Here is a 16783-nt window from a genome sequence, read left to right as displayed (position 1 = left end):
TTTTCTTATGCATGCTCACACATTGTGAGAATTATTATGTATAAAAAACAGGCAAACAAACCTAAGTAAACGATTAAATTGGGGGTTATTGAATGTTAATTCATTGTGCGAATGGAATAGCGTTTTGACTACAATGCATTGAAGTGCACATGGTACCGTGCGGTATAGGGATCTCATTGGCCTAGAAAAAAACGAAGATCTTCACTATACCTTGTAAAACCTAGGCTGACGTCATTTTTATAGGATGGTGTTCTTGTTGGGGTAGTGCCGTGGCTGTTGTTGATATTATGTCCCGATAATGTGACTTTTATTGGGCTGCATTGTTGAAAGTTGTGTTAACAAAAGGTGTGTTATTAGTGAAATGTCATTTTAATATAAGTGTATTTGCATATTGATTTTTAGGCCGTCTCGCTGCATTATCCGCCCGTCAAAAAATACACTGATACGTAAAATGGATGCATGAAGCGACATTTACAGTCTCAATCGCCGCAAGAATATAACAAGAGTGCCGACACAACATTGACAGAGGCATAGGCGATTAAGAGGAAGGCTAGGAAGCATGATCGGTGCTTAAACTCAATTACGAGGTTCACGTGACAGACTTAATCAATTTGATGAACGATCTCCTTTGGGGATCTATCTTAGTTTACTTACTGGTTGGTGTGGGTATCTACTTCACTGTACGACTAGGCTTCATTCAATTCCGCCATTTCGGCCACATGTTCTCTGTTCTTAGAAACAGCCGTAAAGCAGACAGTGCTGGTATCTCTTCTTTCCAAGCTCTTTGTACTAGTCTCGCTGCTCGTGTAGGTACGGGTAACATGGCAGGTGTTGCTGTAGCACTAACCGCTGGTGGCCCTGGTGCTATCTTCTGGATGTGGCTAATCGCAATGCTAGGTATGGCAACATCGTTTGCAGAAAGCACACTGGCACAGCTATACAAAACGCGTGATAACGACGGTAACTACCGCGGCGGCCCTGCATACTACATGGAGAAAGGCCTAGGCATGCGTTGGATGGGGGTTCTATTCTCTATCTTCCTCATCATTGCATTTGGTCTTGTATTCAACGCGGTTCAAGCGAACGCGATTGCAAGCGCAATGAATACGGCATTCGACCTTGAGCGTAGCTACGTTGGTGTTGGTATCGTAATCATCTCTGCGTTCGTTATCTTCGGTGGTATCCGTAAGATTGCACGCACAGCAGAAATCATCGTTCCAATCATGGCATTGGCTTACCTAGCGATCGCTATGTACGTGATGTTCGCGAACATCGAGAAAGTGCCTGAAGTACTGGCTCTTATCTTCAAGAGTGCATTCGGTCTGCAAGAAGCAGCAGCGGGTGGCCTAGGTTACGCAATCGCACAAGCGATGATTAACGGCATCAAACGTGGTTTGTTCTCGAACGAAGCGGGTATGGGTTCTGCGCCAAACGCAGCAGCTTCTGCTACGCCTTACCCACCGCACCCAGCATCACAAGGTTACGTGCAAATGCTAGGCGTGTTCATGGATACCATTGTTATCTGTTCAGCAACAGTCGCAATCATCCTGATGTCTGGTGAGTATGTACCACACGGTGAAGTAACGGGTATCGAACTAACGCAACGTGCACTAACAGCACAAGTGGGCGAATGGGGCGGCATTTTTGTAGCGGTAGCGATTTTCTTCTTCGCTTTCACTTCAATCATTGCAAACTACTCGTACGCTGAAACGAACCTTATCTTCCTTGAGCACAACAACAAGAAGGGCCTAGTGCTGTTCCGTATCGTTGTTCTGGGTATGGTTATGTTCGGTTCTCTAGCGACGTTACCAACGGTATGGGCACTGGCTGACGTATCGATGGGCCTAATGGCGATTGTTAACTTGGTGGCGATTATCCTGCTATCAGGTATCGTGATTAAGCTAGCGAAAGACTACAACCGCCAACTAGACGCGGGTAAAGTACCAGCATTCGATTCGAATGACTTCCCAGAGCTTAAGTCTCAGCTGGAAGACGGTATTTGGGACAACAACAAGAAGTAATCTTGTTGGAGCGATAAACGGCTCATCCTAAAGTGATTAGAAAGGCTAAGGTTTCGACCTTAGCCTTTTTGTTTGCCTGTCATTTGTCTCATTCTGTCTATCGAAGCTCATTCTCCCTATCGAAGTAATAGGAACAGTCATAAAGACAAGTTGATGTTTTTTCTATACTCTAGCAGCATCCAGTTAGATAACCGATTAGGGTAAAGTTATGTTAGTTGTCGTTTCTCCAGCCAAAACACTTGATTACGAATCACCATTAGCGACGGAACGCTTTAGTCAGCCTGAGTTTGTTGAACACTCTGCTGAGCTGATTGAAGAGTGCCGCAAACTGACGCCAGTAGATATTTCTGCACTGATGAAAGTCAGCGATAAAATCGCAGGGTTGAACGTAGCGCGCTTTGAGCAGTGGAGCGAGACCTTTACCCAAGACAACGCACGCCAAGCAATCCTAGCCTTTAAAGGCGATGTATACACTGGCCTAGACGCTGAAACGCTATCGGATGAAGATTTTGACTACGCACAAGACCACCTGCGCATGCTTTCTGGGTTATATGGCTTGCTTAAGCCATTAGATTTGATGCAGCCATACCGCCTAGAGATGGGTACACGCTTAGCCAATGCTCGTGGTACTAACTTGTACCAGTTCTGGGGCAACATCATCACAGACAAGCTGAATGAAGCGTTGAATGCTCAAGGCGACAATGTGTTGATCAACTTGGCGTCTAACGAATACTTTAAAGCCGTGAAGCCGAAGAACTTGGATGGCCAAGTGATTACCCCTGTATTCAAAGACTGCAAGAACGGTCAGTACAAGGTGATCAGTTTCTACGCGAAGAAAGCGCGTGGCATGATGGCTCGCTACATCATCGAGAACAAGATCGACTCGGTTGAGGCGCTGACCCAGTTTGATACGGCGGGCTACTACTTCGTTGAAGAAGAGTCGAACGCGAAAGAGCTTGTCTTTAAGCGCGAAGAGCAAAACTAGTAGTCCTTGGCTAACGAGTAGCTCTCGGTTTTAGCCTGATAACAGACCAGATAGAGAAAAGCCCCATGCAGCGAACTGCATGGGGCTTTTTTATTGAATCGTTGAAGCTGGTAGATTACTTCTTCTTTGCTGCTTTCTTTTTCTTCGCGATTTTTTTCTTCTTCGCGATTTTTTGTTTCTCTACCGCTTTCTTATCTTCTTTCTTCGGCTTCTTCTTCTTAGTCACGGCCGCTTTCTTATGCGTAGGGCGCATGCCTTCAATAAAGCGTTCTTTGATTGGTTCGTCTGTGTAACGAGCCACACGCTCAATCATTAGTTGATCGTGCGCTTCAATGATAGAAACCGCGTTACCTTTTTTACCAGCACGAGCCGTACGGCCAATACGGTGTAGGTATACGTCAGCAGTACGTGGCATGTCGTAGTTGATTACGTGGCTTACGTCTGGAAGGTCGATACCACGAGCAGCAACGTCAGTCGCTAGTAGTACGTTTACAGAGCCGTCACGGAAACGAGCAATCGCGTTGTTACGACGATCTTGAGGCATTTCACCTTGGATCCACGCACATGGGATTTGCGCGCTTTCAAGTTGAGCTCGTAGATCACCTAGACGATCACGCGTCTTCAAGAATACGATGCTGCGCTCAGCTTGCTCTGTGATGACGTGCTTTAGGATGTTTAGCTTGTGCTCTGCCGTGTCTGCACGGTGGTACCACTGAGTGATCTTCTTACGCTCACGAAGTGATGATTTCGCATCGATCTCCGCTGGGTTTTTCAGTAGATCTTCAGTGAAGCCTTCAATGCCTTTACCTTCTAGCGTTGCTGAGAACAGTAAAGTTTGTTTACGCCAGCGACACTCTGCAGACAGACGGTCAACAACAGGACCAAAGCCCATGTCTAGCATGCGGTCGGCTTCATCTAGAACCAGCCATTCAATCGCACGACAGTCAAAACGCTCGCCTTCAATGTATTCCATCAAACGGCCAGGTGTTGCTACTACGATATCTTGAGTGGTACTTAAGATATCTGCGTGCTCTTGGTACATCACACCGCCTGTGATCGTGAAGATATTTAGGCTGGTGTATTTAGCAAGCTCACGTGCTTGTTCGGTGATCTGCATTGCTAGCTCACGCGTTGGCGTCAGGATAAGCATACGTGCAGGGCCAGATTTCTTACGTGGGAAATCCAGTAGGTATTGCAGTGCTGGCAATACAAATGATGCTGTTTTACCAGTACCTGTTGGCGCAGAAGCCAAAACGTCTCTTCCATCTAACGCTTGTGGGATTGCTTCAGCTTGTATCTGTGTTGGACGTTCGTAGCCCATTTCGTCAATTGCTTTAAGCAGCTCTTGGTTTAGATCGAGTTCTGCAAAGGTTCTGATCACTGTTGTTTCTCCACAAGCAATAAATGTTTCTGCCTCAAAAAGCAGACGATAAAAAAGAGTAGTCGGACATTATAGAAGCATTAGTGATTAGGATCACATGGTATTTGCTACATCTTGAGATAAAAATCTTTAGTGAGCGCAATAAATGCTTCGCTATAACCACCTTGATGGTGAATTGTAAGCGATTCGCGCTGCAAATCTTGCTCGCAAGCAGGATCTTTAGATAACTCGAATAAAATTCGGCTAGCTGGCTTTTTATCTGTTGTTTTTACATCAAGGCGTTTTGCTAGATACCAACCACATTGCTCGGCAAGCTTGATAAAACCTTCCCCCTCAGGCGTCGGTAGGATGAAACTGGCAGTCGCGGCGTCGGTTGTTATCTCGAAACAACGCTGGGCAAGAGCTAAATGATCCAAGCTGTCGGTGTGCCTGGCGGTGGCTCTTTGGCTTTGCTGCGCCTGTTCTCCAGAGTTGAAGTAGGGCGGGTTACAGATGATCGCATCAAACCTTTGTGGAAAGTCGGTTGTTAACACGCTGCCGTGATCAAGGGAGATACGATTTTGCCAAGGCGACTGCTCAATATTGACAGTGGCAGCATCAATAGCGTGTTGATCAATATCTATCGCAGAGATTGAAGCATCTTCAAAACGCTGCGCAGCCATCAAAGCCAGCAGACCTGTCCCGGTTCCAATATCGAGTACACATGATCTTTGTGGCAGGCTTACCCAAGCGCCAAGTAATACGCCATCGGTACTGACTGGCATACCGCTTTTCCCGCCGTAAATTGAGAATTGCTTAAAATTAAAGCTTTTAGTTTGCACTGTTTTGTCTTTCATTAATGTTCTGAGTATCGAGATATTTTAAGTGATTAGCTCTAATGTTAACCGCTTGTATGAATCAATGTTCTGCTTGGAAGAATATTGTTGTGCATTATGGTTAGTTTATAATTGTGGCTATTTTTCTATAGCTAGTGGAATCCACTGCTTTTTGTTCTCATATGCAAATTTATATGGTGTTTTTGTGTGGTGACTTGCAGCTAGCCAGTTGTTTCGTCATTATGCGCGACTATTTTATAGATTGATTGGCAGCTTTGAGCTGTAACATTCATGTAAGCACAACATAAATTCATAAATATAATTAAGGATTATCTGTGAAACAGAGTCTAAAACTAACAGATATAATGGCATTGGGCTTTATGCTTTTTGCGTTTTTCTTGGGTGCGGGTAACATCATCTTCCCACCTCTAGCTGGCCAATTAGCCGGTGATCACTTCCTTCCAGCGATGTCTGGTTTTCTGCTGACTGCCGTTGGTCTGCCGTTAATCACTATCGTCGCGGTCGCAGTGGCTGGTGGCTCTTGGGGTCACTTAACTAAAGATCTTCCTAAGAAAGCAGCAACCATCATGGCTGTACTGATCTTTATCATTATCGGTCCTGCATTTGCTGCACCGCGTACTGGCCTTGTTGCCTATGAGATGGCGGTGAAACCGTTCTTCATCGATGCCTCTCAAGCTCACCTAACTCTCTTTTCGATTGCATTTTTTGCAGTAGCGATGTTCTTCTCATGGTCGCAAGGTAAGCTTATTGACGTCATTGGTAAGGTGCTAACACCTGCACTGTTCGTTGGTTTGGTTGTGCTGGCGATTGCTGTATTCGTTAACCCTCAAGGCGATATTCTTGCGGCTCACGGTGAGTACATCACTCAACCACTAACCAAAGGTTTCCTTGAAGGCTACAACACCATGGATACTTTTGCTTCTTTGATGTTTGGTATGCTGATTGTTGATGCGATTCGTAGCAAGGGCATTACTGACCGTGCAGCGACGACTAAGTACCTAATTAGCGCGGGTTGTATTGCCGCAGCGGGTCTGGCGTTTGTTTACATCTCTCTATTTTTCCTAGGCGCAACAAGTGCAACAGTCGCAGCTGGTGCAGACAATGGCGGTGCTATTTTAAGCCTATACGTTCAATCGTTGTTTGGTCCTTCTGGTCAGCTAGTGCTTTCTGTGATCGTACTATTAGCATGTCTAACTACGGCGATTGGCCTTGTGTCAGCATGTTCTGATTACTTCAGCTCGCTAACGCCTCTGTCTTACAAGACTTGGGTAATCATCAATGGTGTAGCTTGTGCAACCGTTGCGAACGTTGGTCTTTCTCAACTGATTTCTCTGTCTGTTCCAGTACTGTTTGCACTGTACCCAGTCGCTATCGCGTTGGTTGCTCTGACATTCTTACGTAGCCGTTTCCCTAATCCAAAAGCGGCTTACCGCGTAGTGGTATTAGTGTCACTGCTGTTTGCTCTTATTGATGGCGCTAAAGTAGCGGGTGTAGACGTGTCTGCACTTAAGATGCTGCCACTGTTTGAGATCGGTATGGGTTGGTTGCTTCCAACAACGGCTGCAATCATCTGTATGTTCTTTGTTGGCAAGTCAACAGAACAAGAGATGGCTGAAGAGACTGTTTAATCTTCCGTTGAGATTAGATTGTCCTTCGAGATGAAATAGAAAAGGCCTCATTACTTCGCAGTAATGAGGCCTTTTTGTATTCTGTGGTCTTTTTATATCCAGCTAGTTACTTGGTTAGCTACTTAGCCGGGAGTACTTCTGTTTGGTTATAGCTTTTCGCTGTACTCAACCAGTACTTGCTCAACCCAGCTTGCGATACGGTCGTCGCTTAGCTCGTATTGTGAATCTTCATCAAGCGCCAAACCAACGAATTGAGATTTGTCTTCGGTTAACGCTTTAGACGCTTCGAACTCGTAGCTGTCATCGTTTGGCCAGAAGCCAACAAACTCTGCACCCGCGGTTTTCAGTTCATCATGCAATAGACCCATCGCATCTAGGAACCATTCGCCGTAGCCTTCTTGGTCACCCAAACCAAACAGAGCCACAACCTTGCCTTTCATAGGCGTGGTTGCGATGTCTTCCCACAGTTCATTCCAATCTTCTTGGATTTCACCGAAGTCCCAAGTCGAGATGCCCAGCAATAAAAGGTCGTAGTCCGCCATCAATGAAAGAGGGCTTTCTTTCACGTTATGGATATCAACTAGGTCTTCACCAATAATGCCGCGAATTTTCTCTGCTGCCATTTCTGTGTAGCAGGTGGTTGAGCCGTAAAATAATCCAATTTTCATAGCAAACGTTCGATTTTAATTTCAGATGGCGAATTCTAACCATAAATCGACTTCGATTGCAGCGATTATCCGCTCAAGTCGTAATTTTTATGGCATTCATATTTGCTCTGGCATACTCTCAAAACAGTTTCCAATATTGTGAGTAACACTATGCAGTCGCCTCAAGGGCAGAGCGCAGACCACGGTCTCGTTGAGCAGTTTTTAGATGCTATGTGGATGGAGCGAGGATTATCGGAGAATACGCTTGTCTCGTACCGTACCGATTTGTCCAAGTTATTAGCGTGGATGGAAAAGAACAATTACCGCCTCGACTTCATTAGCCTTTCAGGTTTACAGGATTATCAAGGCTGGTTAGCCGACGCCGATTTTAAGCAGACCTCTCGTGCCCGTATGTTGTCGGCGATTCGTCGCTTGTTCCAATATTTGCACCGCGAGAAAATCAGAGGCGATGATCCAAGTGCCTTGTTGATCAGCCCGAAGCTGCCGCAACGCTTGCCGAAAGATTTGAGCGAAGAACAGGTTGATGCTTTGCTCGATGCGCCAGATCCGAACGATCCGATTGAGCTTCGCGATAAGGCAATGCTTGAGTTACTCTATGCAACCGGTTTGCGTGTGACAGAACTGGTTAGCTTGACGATGGAAAACATCAGCCTAAGACAGGGCGTGGTGCGTGTTATTGGTAAGGGTGGCAAAGAGCGCTTAGTACCAATGGGCGAAAATGCGGTGGATTGGATAGAGACTTTTATTGAACAGGGTCGTCCACATCTACTTGGCGAAAACAGTTCTGATGTGGTTTTTCCGAGTAAACGCGCCAAGCAAATGACCCGTCAGACGTTCTGGTATCGTATTAAGCACTACTCGGTCGTCGCTGGTATCGACACAGAATTGTTGTCACCACACGTATTGAGACACGCTTTTGCGACGCATTTACTGAACTATGGCGCAGATCTCAGGGTCGTACAGATGTTACTTGGGCATAGTGACTTATCGACTACCCAAATTTATACTCACGTGGCGACTGAAAGGCTCAAGCAAATTCATGCGCAGCATCACCCACGTGCTTAAATCCATTTATTTTTAAGGTGAACTTAATGAGCGTATTACGCCGTCTTCCTCTACTAGCGCTTCCTCTTATGATTACTGCATGTAATGCATCAGAAGCGAAAGTAGAAACAACATCAACAGCCGTAGAAGCTGCTCCAGCTCAAGCTATTGATACAGCTGCGTTAACTAAGCGTTTTGAAAAAATCGGTATTAAGGTCGATAAGATTGTTCCTTCGGATATCGATGGTTTGTTAGAAGTTCAAACCAACAGCGGCATTATATTTTCTTCTCCAGAGGGCGATCACTTTCTAGCCGGTACACTTTACTCTTTAGATGAAAACGGTAAGTTCAGTGATGTTTTGGCTGAGCGTCAAGCTCCGCTGAATGCTGAAAAAGTCGCGGCGATGTCGGATACGGTTATTGAATACAAATCCGATAACGAAAAGTATGTTGTGACGGTATTTACTGACATTACGTGTGGCTACTGTGTTCGTCTGCACAGCCAAATGCAGGGCTACAACGATCTGGGTATTACCGTTCGTTACATGGCTTACCCACGCCAAGGTGCGACAGGGCAAGTTGCCGATCAAATGGCAGCAATCTGGGCTTCAGATGATCCAAAAACAGCGATGCATGACGCTAAAGTAAATCGTCAAATGCCAGCGTCTGGTAAAGATCTAGCAGAGCAAAAGCAGATCATTGCTAAACAGTACCAATTAGGTCGTGAGCTTGGCATCAATGGCACACCGGCTATCGTGCTAGCAAGTGGTGAGTTGGTGAGTGGTTACTTACCGCCAGCACAACTTCTTCAACGTTTAGAGCAATAATCTCGTTTTCTGTATTGCCAATTTATCCCCCATGTTTTTGATTTAAGGAGTGGCCTGATTGATATCGGGCCCATTTTTATATGATAGAGATCCAACGCCGTCCTGAGGTCGACATTTCAGTCTTACCTGCTCACTTACCTGACTTGTTAAAGCGCATTTATGTGAGTCGTGGAATCGACAGTGCCGACCAACTAGAGACAGCAGCGAAAGGCTTGCACTCTTATCAAAAACTGGGCGGCATTGATGCTGCGGTTGAGCTGTTGTTCAAAGCTATTCAGCAGCAAAAACGCATCATCATTGTTGGTGACTTTGATGCCGATGGCGCGACCAGCTCGGCGCTGTCTGTTTTAGCGTTACGTATGCTCGGCAGCTCTAACGTCGACTATCTGGTACCAAACCGTTTTGAAGATGGTTATGGCTTGAGCCCTGAGGTTGTTGAACAGGCAATCGAGCTTGGTGCTGAAGTGATCATGACGGTCGACAACGGTGTCTCTTCAATTGAAGGTGTTCGCTTTGCTAAAGAGAAAGGGCTAGAGGTTCTGGTTACCGATCATCACTTGCCGGGCAATGAACTGCCAATGGTCGATGCTATGGTTAACCCAAACCTTGAAAGTTGTGCTTTTCCTTCGAAAGCCCTAGCGGGGGTTGGTGTCGCTTTTTACCTGATGATGGCATTGTGTGTTCACATGCGTAAATTGGGTTGGTTTGCAGAGCGCGGCATGACAGAACCTAAGTTGATGGAACTGATTGACCTTGTGGCGCTGGGTACGGTTGCCGACGTGGTTCCACTCGATGAAAACAACCGAATTTTAGTTCATCAAGGTTTGCAACGTATTCGTGCGGGTAAAGCTCGTCCGGGCATTCAAGCCTTGATCGAAATTGCTAAGCGAGACGCTAAGCGTTTGGTGGCGTCTGACTTTGGCTTTGCTCTTGGTCCTCGTATCAATGCAGCTGGTCGATTAGACGACATGTCTTTTGGTGTTGAGCTGCTAATGAGTAACAACATCCATGCGGCTCGTCGAATGGCGAGTGAGTTAGATGGCTTGAACCAAACACGTAAAGAGATCGAAGAGGGTATGAAGCAAGAAGCGATGGCTTTTTGTGAGCGCCTTGAATTTGGTAAAGACGACCTACCTTCTGGCTTAGCCCTGTTCCAACGTGATTGGCACCAAGGTGTGATTGGTATTTTGGCTTCGCGTATCAAAGACAAATACCACCGCCCAGTGATTGCGTTTGCAGATGGCGGCGAAGGCAGTATCAAAGGTTCATGTCGTTCAATTCCGGGTCTGCACATGCGTGATGCATTGGACCGAATTGATACTCAAAACCCTGGCTTGATTCTTAAATTTGGTGGCCACGCAATGGCGGCTGGTTTAACCATCATGGAAAAGGACTTTGAACGCTTCAGCAAGCTGTTCAATGATGTGGTGAAGAATGAACTTGGAGAAACAGCACTGAAGGGCATTATCTTGTCTGATGGTGAGCTGTTACCAGAAGAGTTCTCGATGCACACCGCTGAAACGCTGCGTTCAGGTGGCCCGTGGGGACAAGCTTTCCCTGAGCCAATCTTCGATGGTGAGTTTAAAGTGCTGCACCAAAAGCTGGTGGGTGAAAAGCACCTTAAGCTGATGCTTGAGCCGCTCTACAAAGGCCACCCAACCAATGTGATGATTGACGGTATTGCCTTTAACGTCGACCTACGTCGCTGGCCTGATGCATCAGTAAAAACCGTTCATCTTGCATTTAAGCTCGATATCAACGAATTTCGCGGCAACCAATCGTTGCAGCTGATGATTGATCATATCGAAGCCAAATAGTGATTTTGGGCTCAATAATGCTCATCATATAGTGCCAAATTCAACAAGCTCTGTTCAAAAACAGGGCTTGTTTTCCTTCCTGCCCTTACAAAATTTACGTGTTTTTTATGCCTGTCAATTTTATATCCCATTAAGTTGTTGAATCTTGGTTCACAACTCTAAAAAATTCTGTATCTCCGTCACACTTTTGAGTACAATTCTTCGGTTAAATTCTACTCATAAATGATGAGCTAAAATGTTTGAAATCAATCCTATAAAAAACCGTCTGCAGGATGTGTCTGAGCGCACAAATATCCTGAGGGGGTATCTTTGACTATGACGCTAAGAAAGAGCGTCTAGAAGAAGTAAACGCAGAATTAGAACAACCGGATGTATGGAACGAACCTGAGCGTGCTCAAGCGCTAGGTAAAGAACGTTCTGCATTGGAAGCGGTAGTAGAAACGATCGACCAACTTGACCAAGGTGTTGAGGATGTTGATGGCCTATTAGAGCTTGCGGTTGAAGAAGAAGATCAAGAAACGTTCGATGAAATTGAACCAGAACTGGCCGAGCTTGAAGCTAAGCTAGAGAAGCTGGAATTCCGTCGTATGTTCTCTGGTGATCACGATGCATCAGATTGCTACATCGATTTACAGTCAGGTTCGGGCGGTACAGAAGCTCAAGACTGGACTTCAATGATGTTGCGCATGTACTTACGTTGGGCAGATTCGAAAGGCTTCAAGACTGAAGTTATCGAAGTGTCGGATGGTGATGTTGCTGGCCTTAAAGGCGCAACGGTACGTATTTCTGGTGAGTATGCTTACGGTTGGTTACGCACAGAGACTGGTGTTCACCGTCTAGTTCGTAAGTCACCATTTGATTCAAGTGGTCGTCGTCATACTTCATTTGCATCTGCGTTTATCTATCCTGAGATTGATGACAACATTACGATCGACATTAATCCTTCTGACCTACGTATTGACGTATACCGTGCCTCTGGCGCTGGTGGTCAGCACGTAAACACCACGGAATCAGCGGTACGTATTACTCACGTTCCGACTAACACTGTGGTTCAGTGTCAGAATGACCGTTCGCAGCATAAGAACAAAGATCAAGCGATGAAGCAGCTACGTGCTAAGCTTTTTGAACTTGAGATTCAAAAACAAAATGCTGAAAAACAAGCGAGCGAAGAGACGAAATCAGACATCGGTTGGGGCAGTCAAATCCGCTCTTACGTGCTGGATGATTCTCGTATCAAAGATTTACGCACCGGCATCGAAAACCGTAATACTCAAGCGGTTCTTGACGGTGACTTAGACAAGTTTATTGAAGCTAGCCTGAAATCAGGTCTGTAAGCTTTATCAACTATTAAGCTTTACCAATAATATTGGTAAAAATGCCTATATTTACAAAAATATAGCGGTCCAAATTTTAAAAGCAGGGTACATCTCTAATGACTGATGCTGTTCAAAACGAAAACGCACAAGAAGCTTCTTCACCTGAAGAGAACAAACTAATCGCTGAGCGCCGCAGCAAGCTGGATCACATCCGCCAAAACTGCAAAGCTAACGGTCACCCAAATGACTTCCGTCGTGAGCACCTAGCTGGCGATCTTCAAGCGGAATTCGGTGAGAAGACTAAGGAAGAGCTAGAAGAGCTTAACCACATCGTTGCGATCGCTGGTCGTGTAATGGCGAAGCGTGGTCCATTCCTTGCGATTCAAGAAACTTCTGGTCGTATCCAAGCATACGCAGCGAAAGACGTACAAAAAGTACTGAAAGAGAAGTACCAAGGCCTAGATATCGGTGACATCATCGGTGTTAAAGGTGCGCTTCACAAATCAGGTAAAGGCGACCTTTACGTGAACATGGAAGAGTTTGAACTGCTGACTAAAGCACTTCGTCCTCTACCAGAGAAGTTCCACGGTCTAACTGACCAAGAGATGCGTTACCGTCAGCGTTACGTTGACCTAATCGTGAACGAAGACTCTCGCAATGCATTCATCGTGCGTTCTAAGCTTGTATCTTCAATCCGTAACTTCATGAGCGCTAAAGGCTACCTAGAAGTTGAAACGCCAATGATGCACGTGATCCCGGGTGGTGCAACTGCACGTCCATTCATCACTCACCACAATGCACTAGACATCGATATGTACCTACGTGTTGCACCAGAGCTTTACCTTAAGCGTCTAGTGGTTGGTGGTTTTGACCGTGTATTCGAGATCAACCGTAATTTCCGTAACGAAGGTCTATCTCCACGTCACAACCCAGAATTCACAATGATGGAATTCTACCAAGCGTACTCTGACTACAAAGACCTTATGGATCTGACTGAAGAGATGCTAAGCACGGCAGCAATGGACGTTCTTGGTTCTACTTCTATGCCTTACGGTGACGAAACGGTTGAGTTCGGTGGCACTTACGCTCGAATGAGCATGTTCGATGCAATCAAGCACTACAACCCTGAGCACGCTGAGATTCAAGCGCTAACAGAAGCAGACCTACAAGACCGTGAGAAGATGGTTGCTATCGCAAAATCTGTACACGTAGACGTAGAAACGTTCTGGACATGTGGTCAGCTTCTAGAAGAGATCTTTGGTGAAACGGCTGAGCCTCAGCTAATTCAACCAACGTTCATCACTGGCTACCCTGCGGACATCTCTCCTCTAGCTCGTCGTAGCGATGACAACCCGTTCTTCACAGACCGTTTTGAGTTCTTCATCGGTGGCCGTGAAGTTGCGAATGGTTTCTCTGAGCTTAACGATGCACAAGACCAAGACGAGCGTTTTAAAGCGCAAGTTAACGCGAAAGACGCGGGTGATGACGAAGCGATGTACTACGATGCAGACTACATTACTGCACTAGAGCACGGCCTACCGCCAACAGCGGGTCAAGGTATCGGTATCGACCGTCTAGCAATGCTATTTACAAACACGCACACAATCCGTGACGTGATCTTGTTCCCGGCAATGCGTCCACAGGCGTAATTCTCGCTTATAGGGCGTAACAGCCTATGTAATTAAAAAGCCACTGAAGAGTGGCTTTTTCTGTTTTGGGGCTTCAAAACCTAGTCTGTACCGCACTCTTGATTCGAAAAATCGTTATTTCTGACATAGTCTTACTATTGAGACATAAAATCTAAGATAGTCTCACTACTATACGTCTCTGCGCTGAATACGCTCTCGCGGCATTTTGTCGAACGATGAAGCAGTGACTCGTATTAGTCTGATTTAAATAAAAATAGAATAAGGAAGAAGGATGGGAACTCAATTTAAGATGGATTCCTTACCAGGTTCTCTTATCGTCGTTGGTGGTGCGTACGAACCCTGGTTATCAGTGTTAGAACAAGTGGGTTGGCAGTGTACCCAGTGTGCAGATTTACGAAAAGCCGATGCCTTGATTGCTGATATTGGCCCATGTATTGGTATTGTCGATCTTAGTCATGATGAGTTCAGTCTCAACGGTATTGCTAACCTTGTGAGCAATAACAAGCAGGTGAGATGGCTCGCCTTTATCCGTGAATCTCAATTAAGCTCTGATACGATCTGCCAGTTTATCGTCAACTTCTGTATCGACTTTTTCACGGCACCAATCCCAGATGCTCAATTGCTGAGTACCATTGGTCACCAACTGGGTATGCTTAAGCTTGAGCAGAAGGTATGGCCAAACTACGGCATCAATAACAACATGGGACTGCTAGGCGATTCTGTGGCCGTGAAGCGCTTGAGAGACCAAGTAAAGCGTATTGGGCCGACTGATGTCAGTATCTTGATTTATGGCGAGAGTGGGGCTGGTAAAGAGACGATTGCACGCTCGATTCATCAAAATTCGTCGCGAGCACAGAAACCATTTTTAACGGTTAACTGTCGTGCCTTGTCTGAAATGAGAATAGAGGCCGAGGTGTTTGGCATATCAGCACCGTCAGCGACTGCGCCTTGTATGTTGGAAGAAGCCGATGGCGGAACCATCTTGCTTAATGATGTTTTAGCGATGCCACGCAATCAACAACTGAACCTGTTGCGCTTTCTACAAGAAGGTAAGATTGAAACTGCGAATGGACCTAAATCTGTCGATGTGCGTATTCTGGCCGCGAACTCCTCTGATATCGAGAAGGCGTTGATCGAGGGCGACTTCAATGAAGAGCTTTATCACTATATCAATGTTCTGCGTATTCATGTTCCAAGCTTAAAAGAACGTGTGAGCGATATTTCAGTACTGGCGAATCATTTTCTGCGTGAGTACTCGAAAGAGTTTAATGCTCAAGCGAAGAGCTTCTCAGACGATGCTATCCGTTCGATGAATCGATACCATTGGCCTGGAAATGTGCGTGAGCTGATGAATCAAATTAAGCGTGTCGTGCTGATGTCGGATGCGGTGATCATTGACGATCAACAACTGGATTTACCAAAACAGAATGATGAACGCCGAAGCTTGAAGAGTATTCGAGAGCGCTCAGAGCGCGATGCGTTACTGATTGTATTGGAATCTTACGGTGGTCAGGTTTCATTGGCGGCTAAGGAGCTCGGTGTATCACGAGCGACGATGTACCGCTTGCTGAATAAACACAGCCTAATCTCTGAAGGTGTTGTTTAGACTCTTCTCTACATGACTTTATTCAGTCACCGTAAATTAAAGGCCACGTATCTACGTGGCTTTTTTGTTTCTGAAGGGTAGTCCGTTGTTTTCTAGTTAGACCCTAAGAGAGATATGCTGTGATTTTATATAAGCATGGTGAATATGTTATATGTAAATGAATATGCAACTGATATTTTAGGCGAATGCATTGTTTTAAAAATGTTAATCAATTAGCGGTTGAATAATATACTCACTTGGTTAGACTTTAACCGTTAAAGCAACGATTTAACAAAGACTTGTCTGCTTTTACTTCCCCATTTTTTTTTTGGATTTTTTAGTTAGCTTGGAGGCGCAAATGAAACATTTCGATTTTATACAGCATATTTGCGCGTCGTTTGAGCCGTGTACTGACATGGTGACTGATATGTCACTCACATCAGCCATAGCCGATCGAAACACCCAAGATAAACCTAACTAATAGATCCGTACCCTTATTTGGCTGCGGAAAAATAGCAGCTAAGTGAGAAGCCCTCATACTATCTAACACGCTATTTTTCCTCAGTTGATTCAACAACTGGAGAGTTATTATGCGTCACTCAGTATATTTAAAATTAGCAACAGTCCTTATCCGTGCCGATCTTCGTCGTGAAGAGCGCGAATGGCAACGAAAAGTTCGTCGTAGTTCATATGAGCTGCCATGGAACAATACTCACTTATTAAGAGATATTGGTCTTGAAGCTGACGGTCGACCGATTGGTTTTTCTGAACCAGAAGTCGTCACGATTGAACGTCGAGTACGTCACCTTCGTCGTGTCTTAAGTGCGCGAATACCGACGTAATCTGCGGGGTTGATAGCACCTTTCAACCCCTAAGATAATTAACAGTGATAGTTATGGCGTCGAAAGTGCAAACTTTTGAACTAGAACTAGAACTGGACAAAAAAGAGAAGCATTGGCTTCTCTTTTTTGTTTTTGTGCGCCGAGCATGGCGTTGATCTAGGAGGTGAAAGTCCTCTACGGGCTC

13 protein-coding genes are annotated in these 16783 nt (G+C 45.5%); 10 read left to right on the top strand and 3 right to left on the bottom strand.

The window, feature by feature from the left end; translation table 11 throughout:
* Positions 1-593 precede the first annotated feature (593 nt).
* Together AB6F11_RS10525 and yaaA are read left to right on the top strand one after the other, a co-directional pair.
* A complete protein-coding gene (locus AB6F11_RS10525; protein WP_102394356.1) occupies positions 594-2021 on the top strand; it encodes a sodium:alanine symporter family protein in 1428 nt (475 codons plus the stop codon).
* A 208-nt stretch (positions 2022-2229) separates the two neighbouring features.
* Positions 2230-3006 (top strand): peroxide stress protein YaaA, encoded by a 777-nt coding sequence (yaaA, locus tag AB6F11_RS10520; protein WP_017059322.1) that lies wholly within the window; start codon positions 2230-2232, stop codon positions 3004-3006.
* A 115-nt stretch (positions 3007-3121) separates the two neighbouring features.
* Here yaaA and srmB read toward each other — a convergent pair whose 3' ends face one another.
* Positions 3122-4387, bottom strand: a complete 1266-nt coding sequence (gene srmB, locus AB6F11_RS10515; RefSeq protein ID WP_017059323.1) for an ATP-dependent RNA helicase SrmB — start codon at positions 4385-4387, stop codon at positions 3122-3124.
* Between the two features lie 107 nt (positions 4388-4494).
* Complete coding sequence (locus AB6F11_RS10510) at positions 4495-5223, bottom strand: tRNA1(Val) (adenine(37)-N6)-methyltransferase (protein ID WP_017062876.1); 729 nt, start codon at positions 5221-5223, stop codon at positions 4495-4497.
* A gap of 314 nt (positions 5224-5537) precedes the next feature.
* Between AB6F11_RS10510 and brnQ the strand changes: the two genes are divergently transcribed.
* Positions 5538-6851, top strand: a complete 1314-nt coding sequence (brnQ, locus tag AB6F11_RS10505) for a branched-chain amino acid transport system II carrier protein (protein ID WP_017059325.1) — start codon at positions 5538-5540, stop codon at positions 6849-6851.
* Positions 6852-6997: 146 nt separating this feature from the next.
* Here brnQ and fldB read toward each other — a convergent pair whose 3' ends face one another.
* A complete protein-coding gene (fldB, locus tag AB6F11_RS10500) occupies positions 6998-7519 on the bottom strand; it encodes a flavodoxin FldB (protein WP_017062875.1) in 522 nt (173 codons plus the stop codon).
* 150 nt (positions 7520-7669) lie between these two features.
* Here fldB and xerD point away from each other — a divergent pair, with 150 nt between their 5' ends.
* The 7 genes from xerD (at position 7670) to AB6F11_RS10465 (ending at position 16599) form a co-directional block, all read left to right on the top strand.
* Positions 7670-8584: a site-specific tyrosine recombinase XerD gene (gene xerD / locus AB6F11_RS10495; protein ID WP_017059327.1), complete on the top strand. Its 915-nt coding sequence runs from the start codon at positions 7670-7672 to the stop codon at positions 8582-8584.
* Positions 8585-8610: 26 nt separating this feature from the next.
* The gene (locus AB6F11_RS10490) at positions 8611-9390 is read left to right on the top strand and encodes a thioredoxin fold domain-containing protein (RefSeq protein WP_102394354.1); all 780 of its coding nucleotides are present in this window, start codon (positions 8611-8613) and stop codon (positions 9388-9390) included.
* Positions 9391-9470: 80 nt separating this feature from the next.
* Positions 9471-11207 (top strand): single-stranded-DNA-specific exonuclease RecJ, encoded by a 1737-nt coding sequence (recJ, locus tag AB6F11_RS10485; protein ID WP_017059329.1) that lies wholly within the window; start codon positions 9471-9473, stop codon positions 11205-11207.
* Positions 11208-11442: 235 nt separating this feature from the next.
* Positions 11443-12541 (top strand): peptide chain release factor 2 gene (prfB, locus tag AB6F11_RS10480; RefSeq protein ID WP_100208942.1). Its coding sequence is split into 2 segments (ribosomal slippage): positions 11443-11517 and positions 11519-12541, totalling 1098 coding nucleotides; the frame shifts between segments, so codons are not numbered across the junction.
* A 98-nt stretch (positions 12542-12639) separates the two neighbouring features.
* A complete protein-coding gene (lysS, locus tag AB6F11_RS10475) occupies positions 12640-14172 on the top strand; it encodes a lysine--tRNA ligase (protein ID WP_017059330.1) in 1533 nt (510 codons plus the stop codon).
* Between the two features lie 271 nt (positions 14173-14443).
* The gene (gene vpsR, locus AB6F11_RS10470) at positions 14444-15778 is read left to right on the top strand and encodes a cyclic-di-GMP-binding transcriptional regulator VpsR (protein WP_102394355.1); all 1335 of its coding nucleotides are present in this window, start codon (positions 14444-14446) and stop codon (positions 15776-15778) included.
* A 569-nt stretch (positions 15779-16347) separates the two neighbouring features.
* Positions 16348-16599: a hypothetical protein gene (locus AB6F11_RS10465; RefSeq protein ID WP_017059332.1), complete on the top strand. Its 252-nt coding sequence runs from the start codon at positions 16348-16350 to the stop codon at positions 16597-16599.
* Positions 16600-16783 lie beyond the last annotated feature (184 nt).

This window comes from Vibrio sp. 10N.247.311.14, assembly GCF_041467715.1.
Taxonomy (GTDB): Bacteria; Pseudomonadota; Gammaproteobacteria; order Enterobacterales; family Vibrionaceae; genus Vibrio; species Vibrio crassostreae_C.
The sequence above is the reverse complement of the archived record's forward strand: the minus strand, read 5'-3'. Positions and strand labels throughout refer to the sequence as shown.

Coding starts and splice junctions, on each gene's coding strand:
- recJ (WP_017059329.1), top strand. CDS start 9,471: ATGATAGAGATCCAACGCCGTCCTGAGGTCGACATTTCAGTCTTACCT.
- xerD (WP_017059327.1), top strand. CDS start 7,670: ATGCAGTCGCCTCAAGGGCAGAGCGCAGACCACGGTCTCGTTGAGCAG.
- vpsR (WP_102394355.1), top strand. CDS start 14,444: ATGGGAACTCAATTTAAGATGGATTCCTTACCAGGTTCTCTTATCGTC.
- yaaA (WP_017059322.1), top strand. CDS start 2,230: ATGTTAGTTGTCGTTTCTCCAGCCAAAACACTTGATTACGAATCACCA.
- AB6F11_RS10465 (WP_017059332.1), top strand. CDS start 16,348: ATGCGTCACTCAGTATATTTAAAATTAGCAACAGTCCTTATCCGTGCC.
- AB6F11_RS10510 (WP_017062876.1), bottom strand. CDS start 5,223: ATGAAAGACAAAACAGTGCAAACTAAAAGCTTTAATTTTAAGCAATTC.
- fldB (WP_017062875.1), bottom strand. CDS start 7,519: ATGAAAATTGGATTATTTTACGGCTCAACCACCTGCTACACAGAAATG.
- lysS (WP_017059330.1), top strand. CDS start 12,640: ATGACTGATGCTGTTCAAAACGAAAACGCACAAGAAGCTTCTTCACCT.
- AB6F11_RS10490 (WP_102394354.1), top strand. CDS start 8,611: ATGAGCGTATTACGCCGTCTTCCTCTACTAGCGCTTCCTCTTATGATT.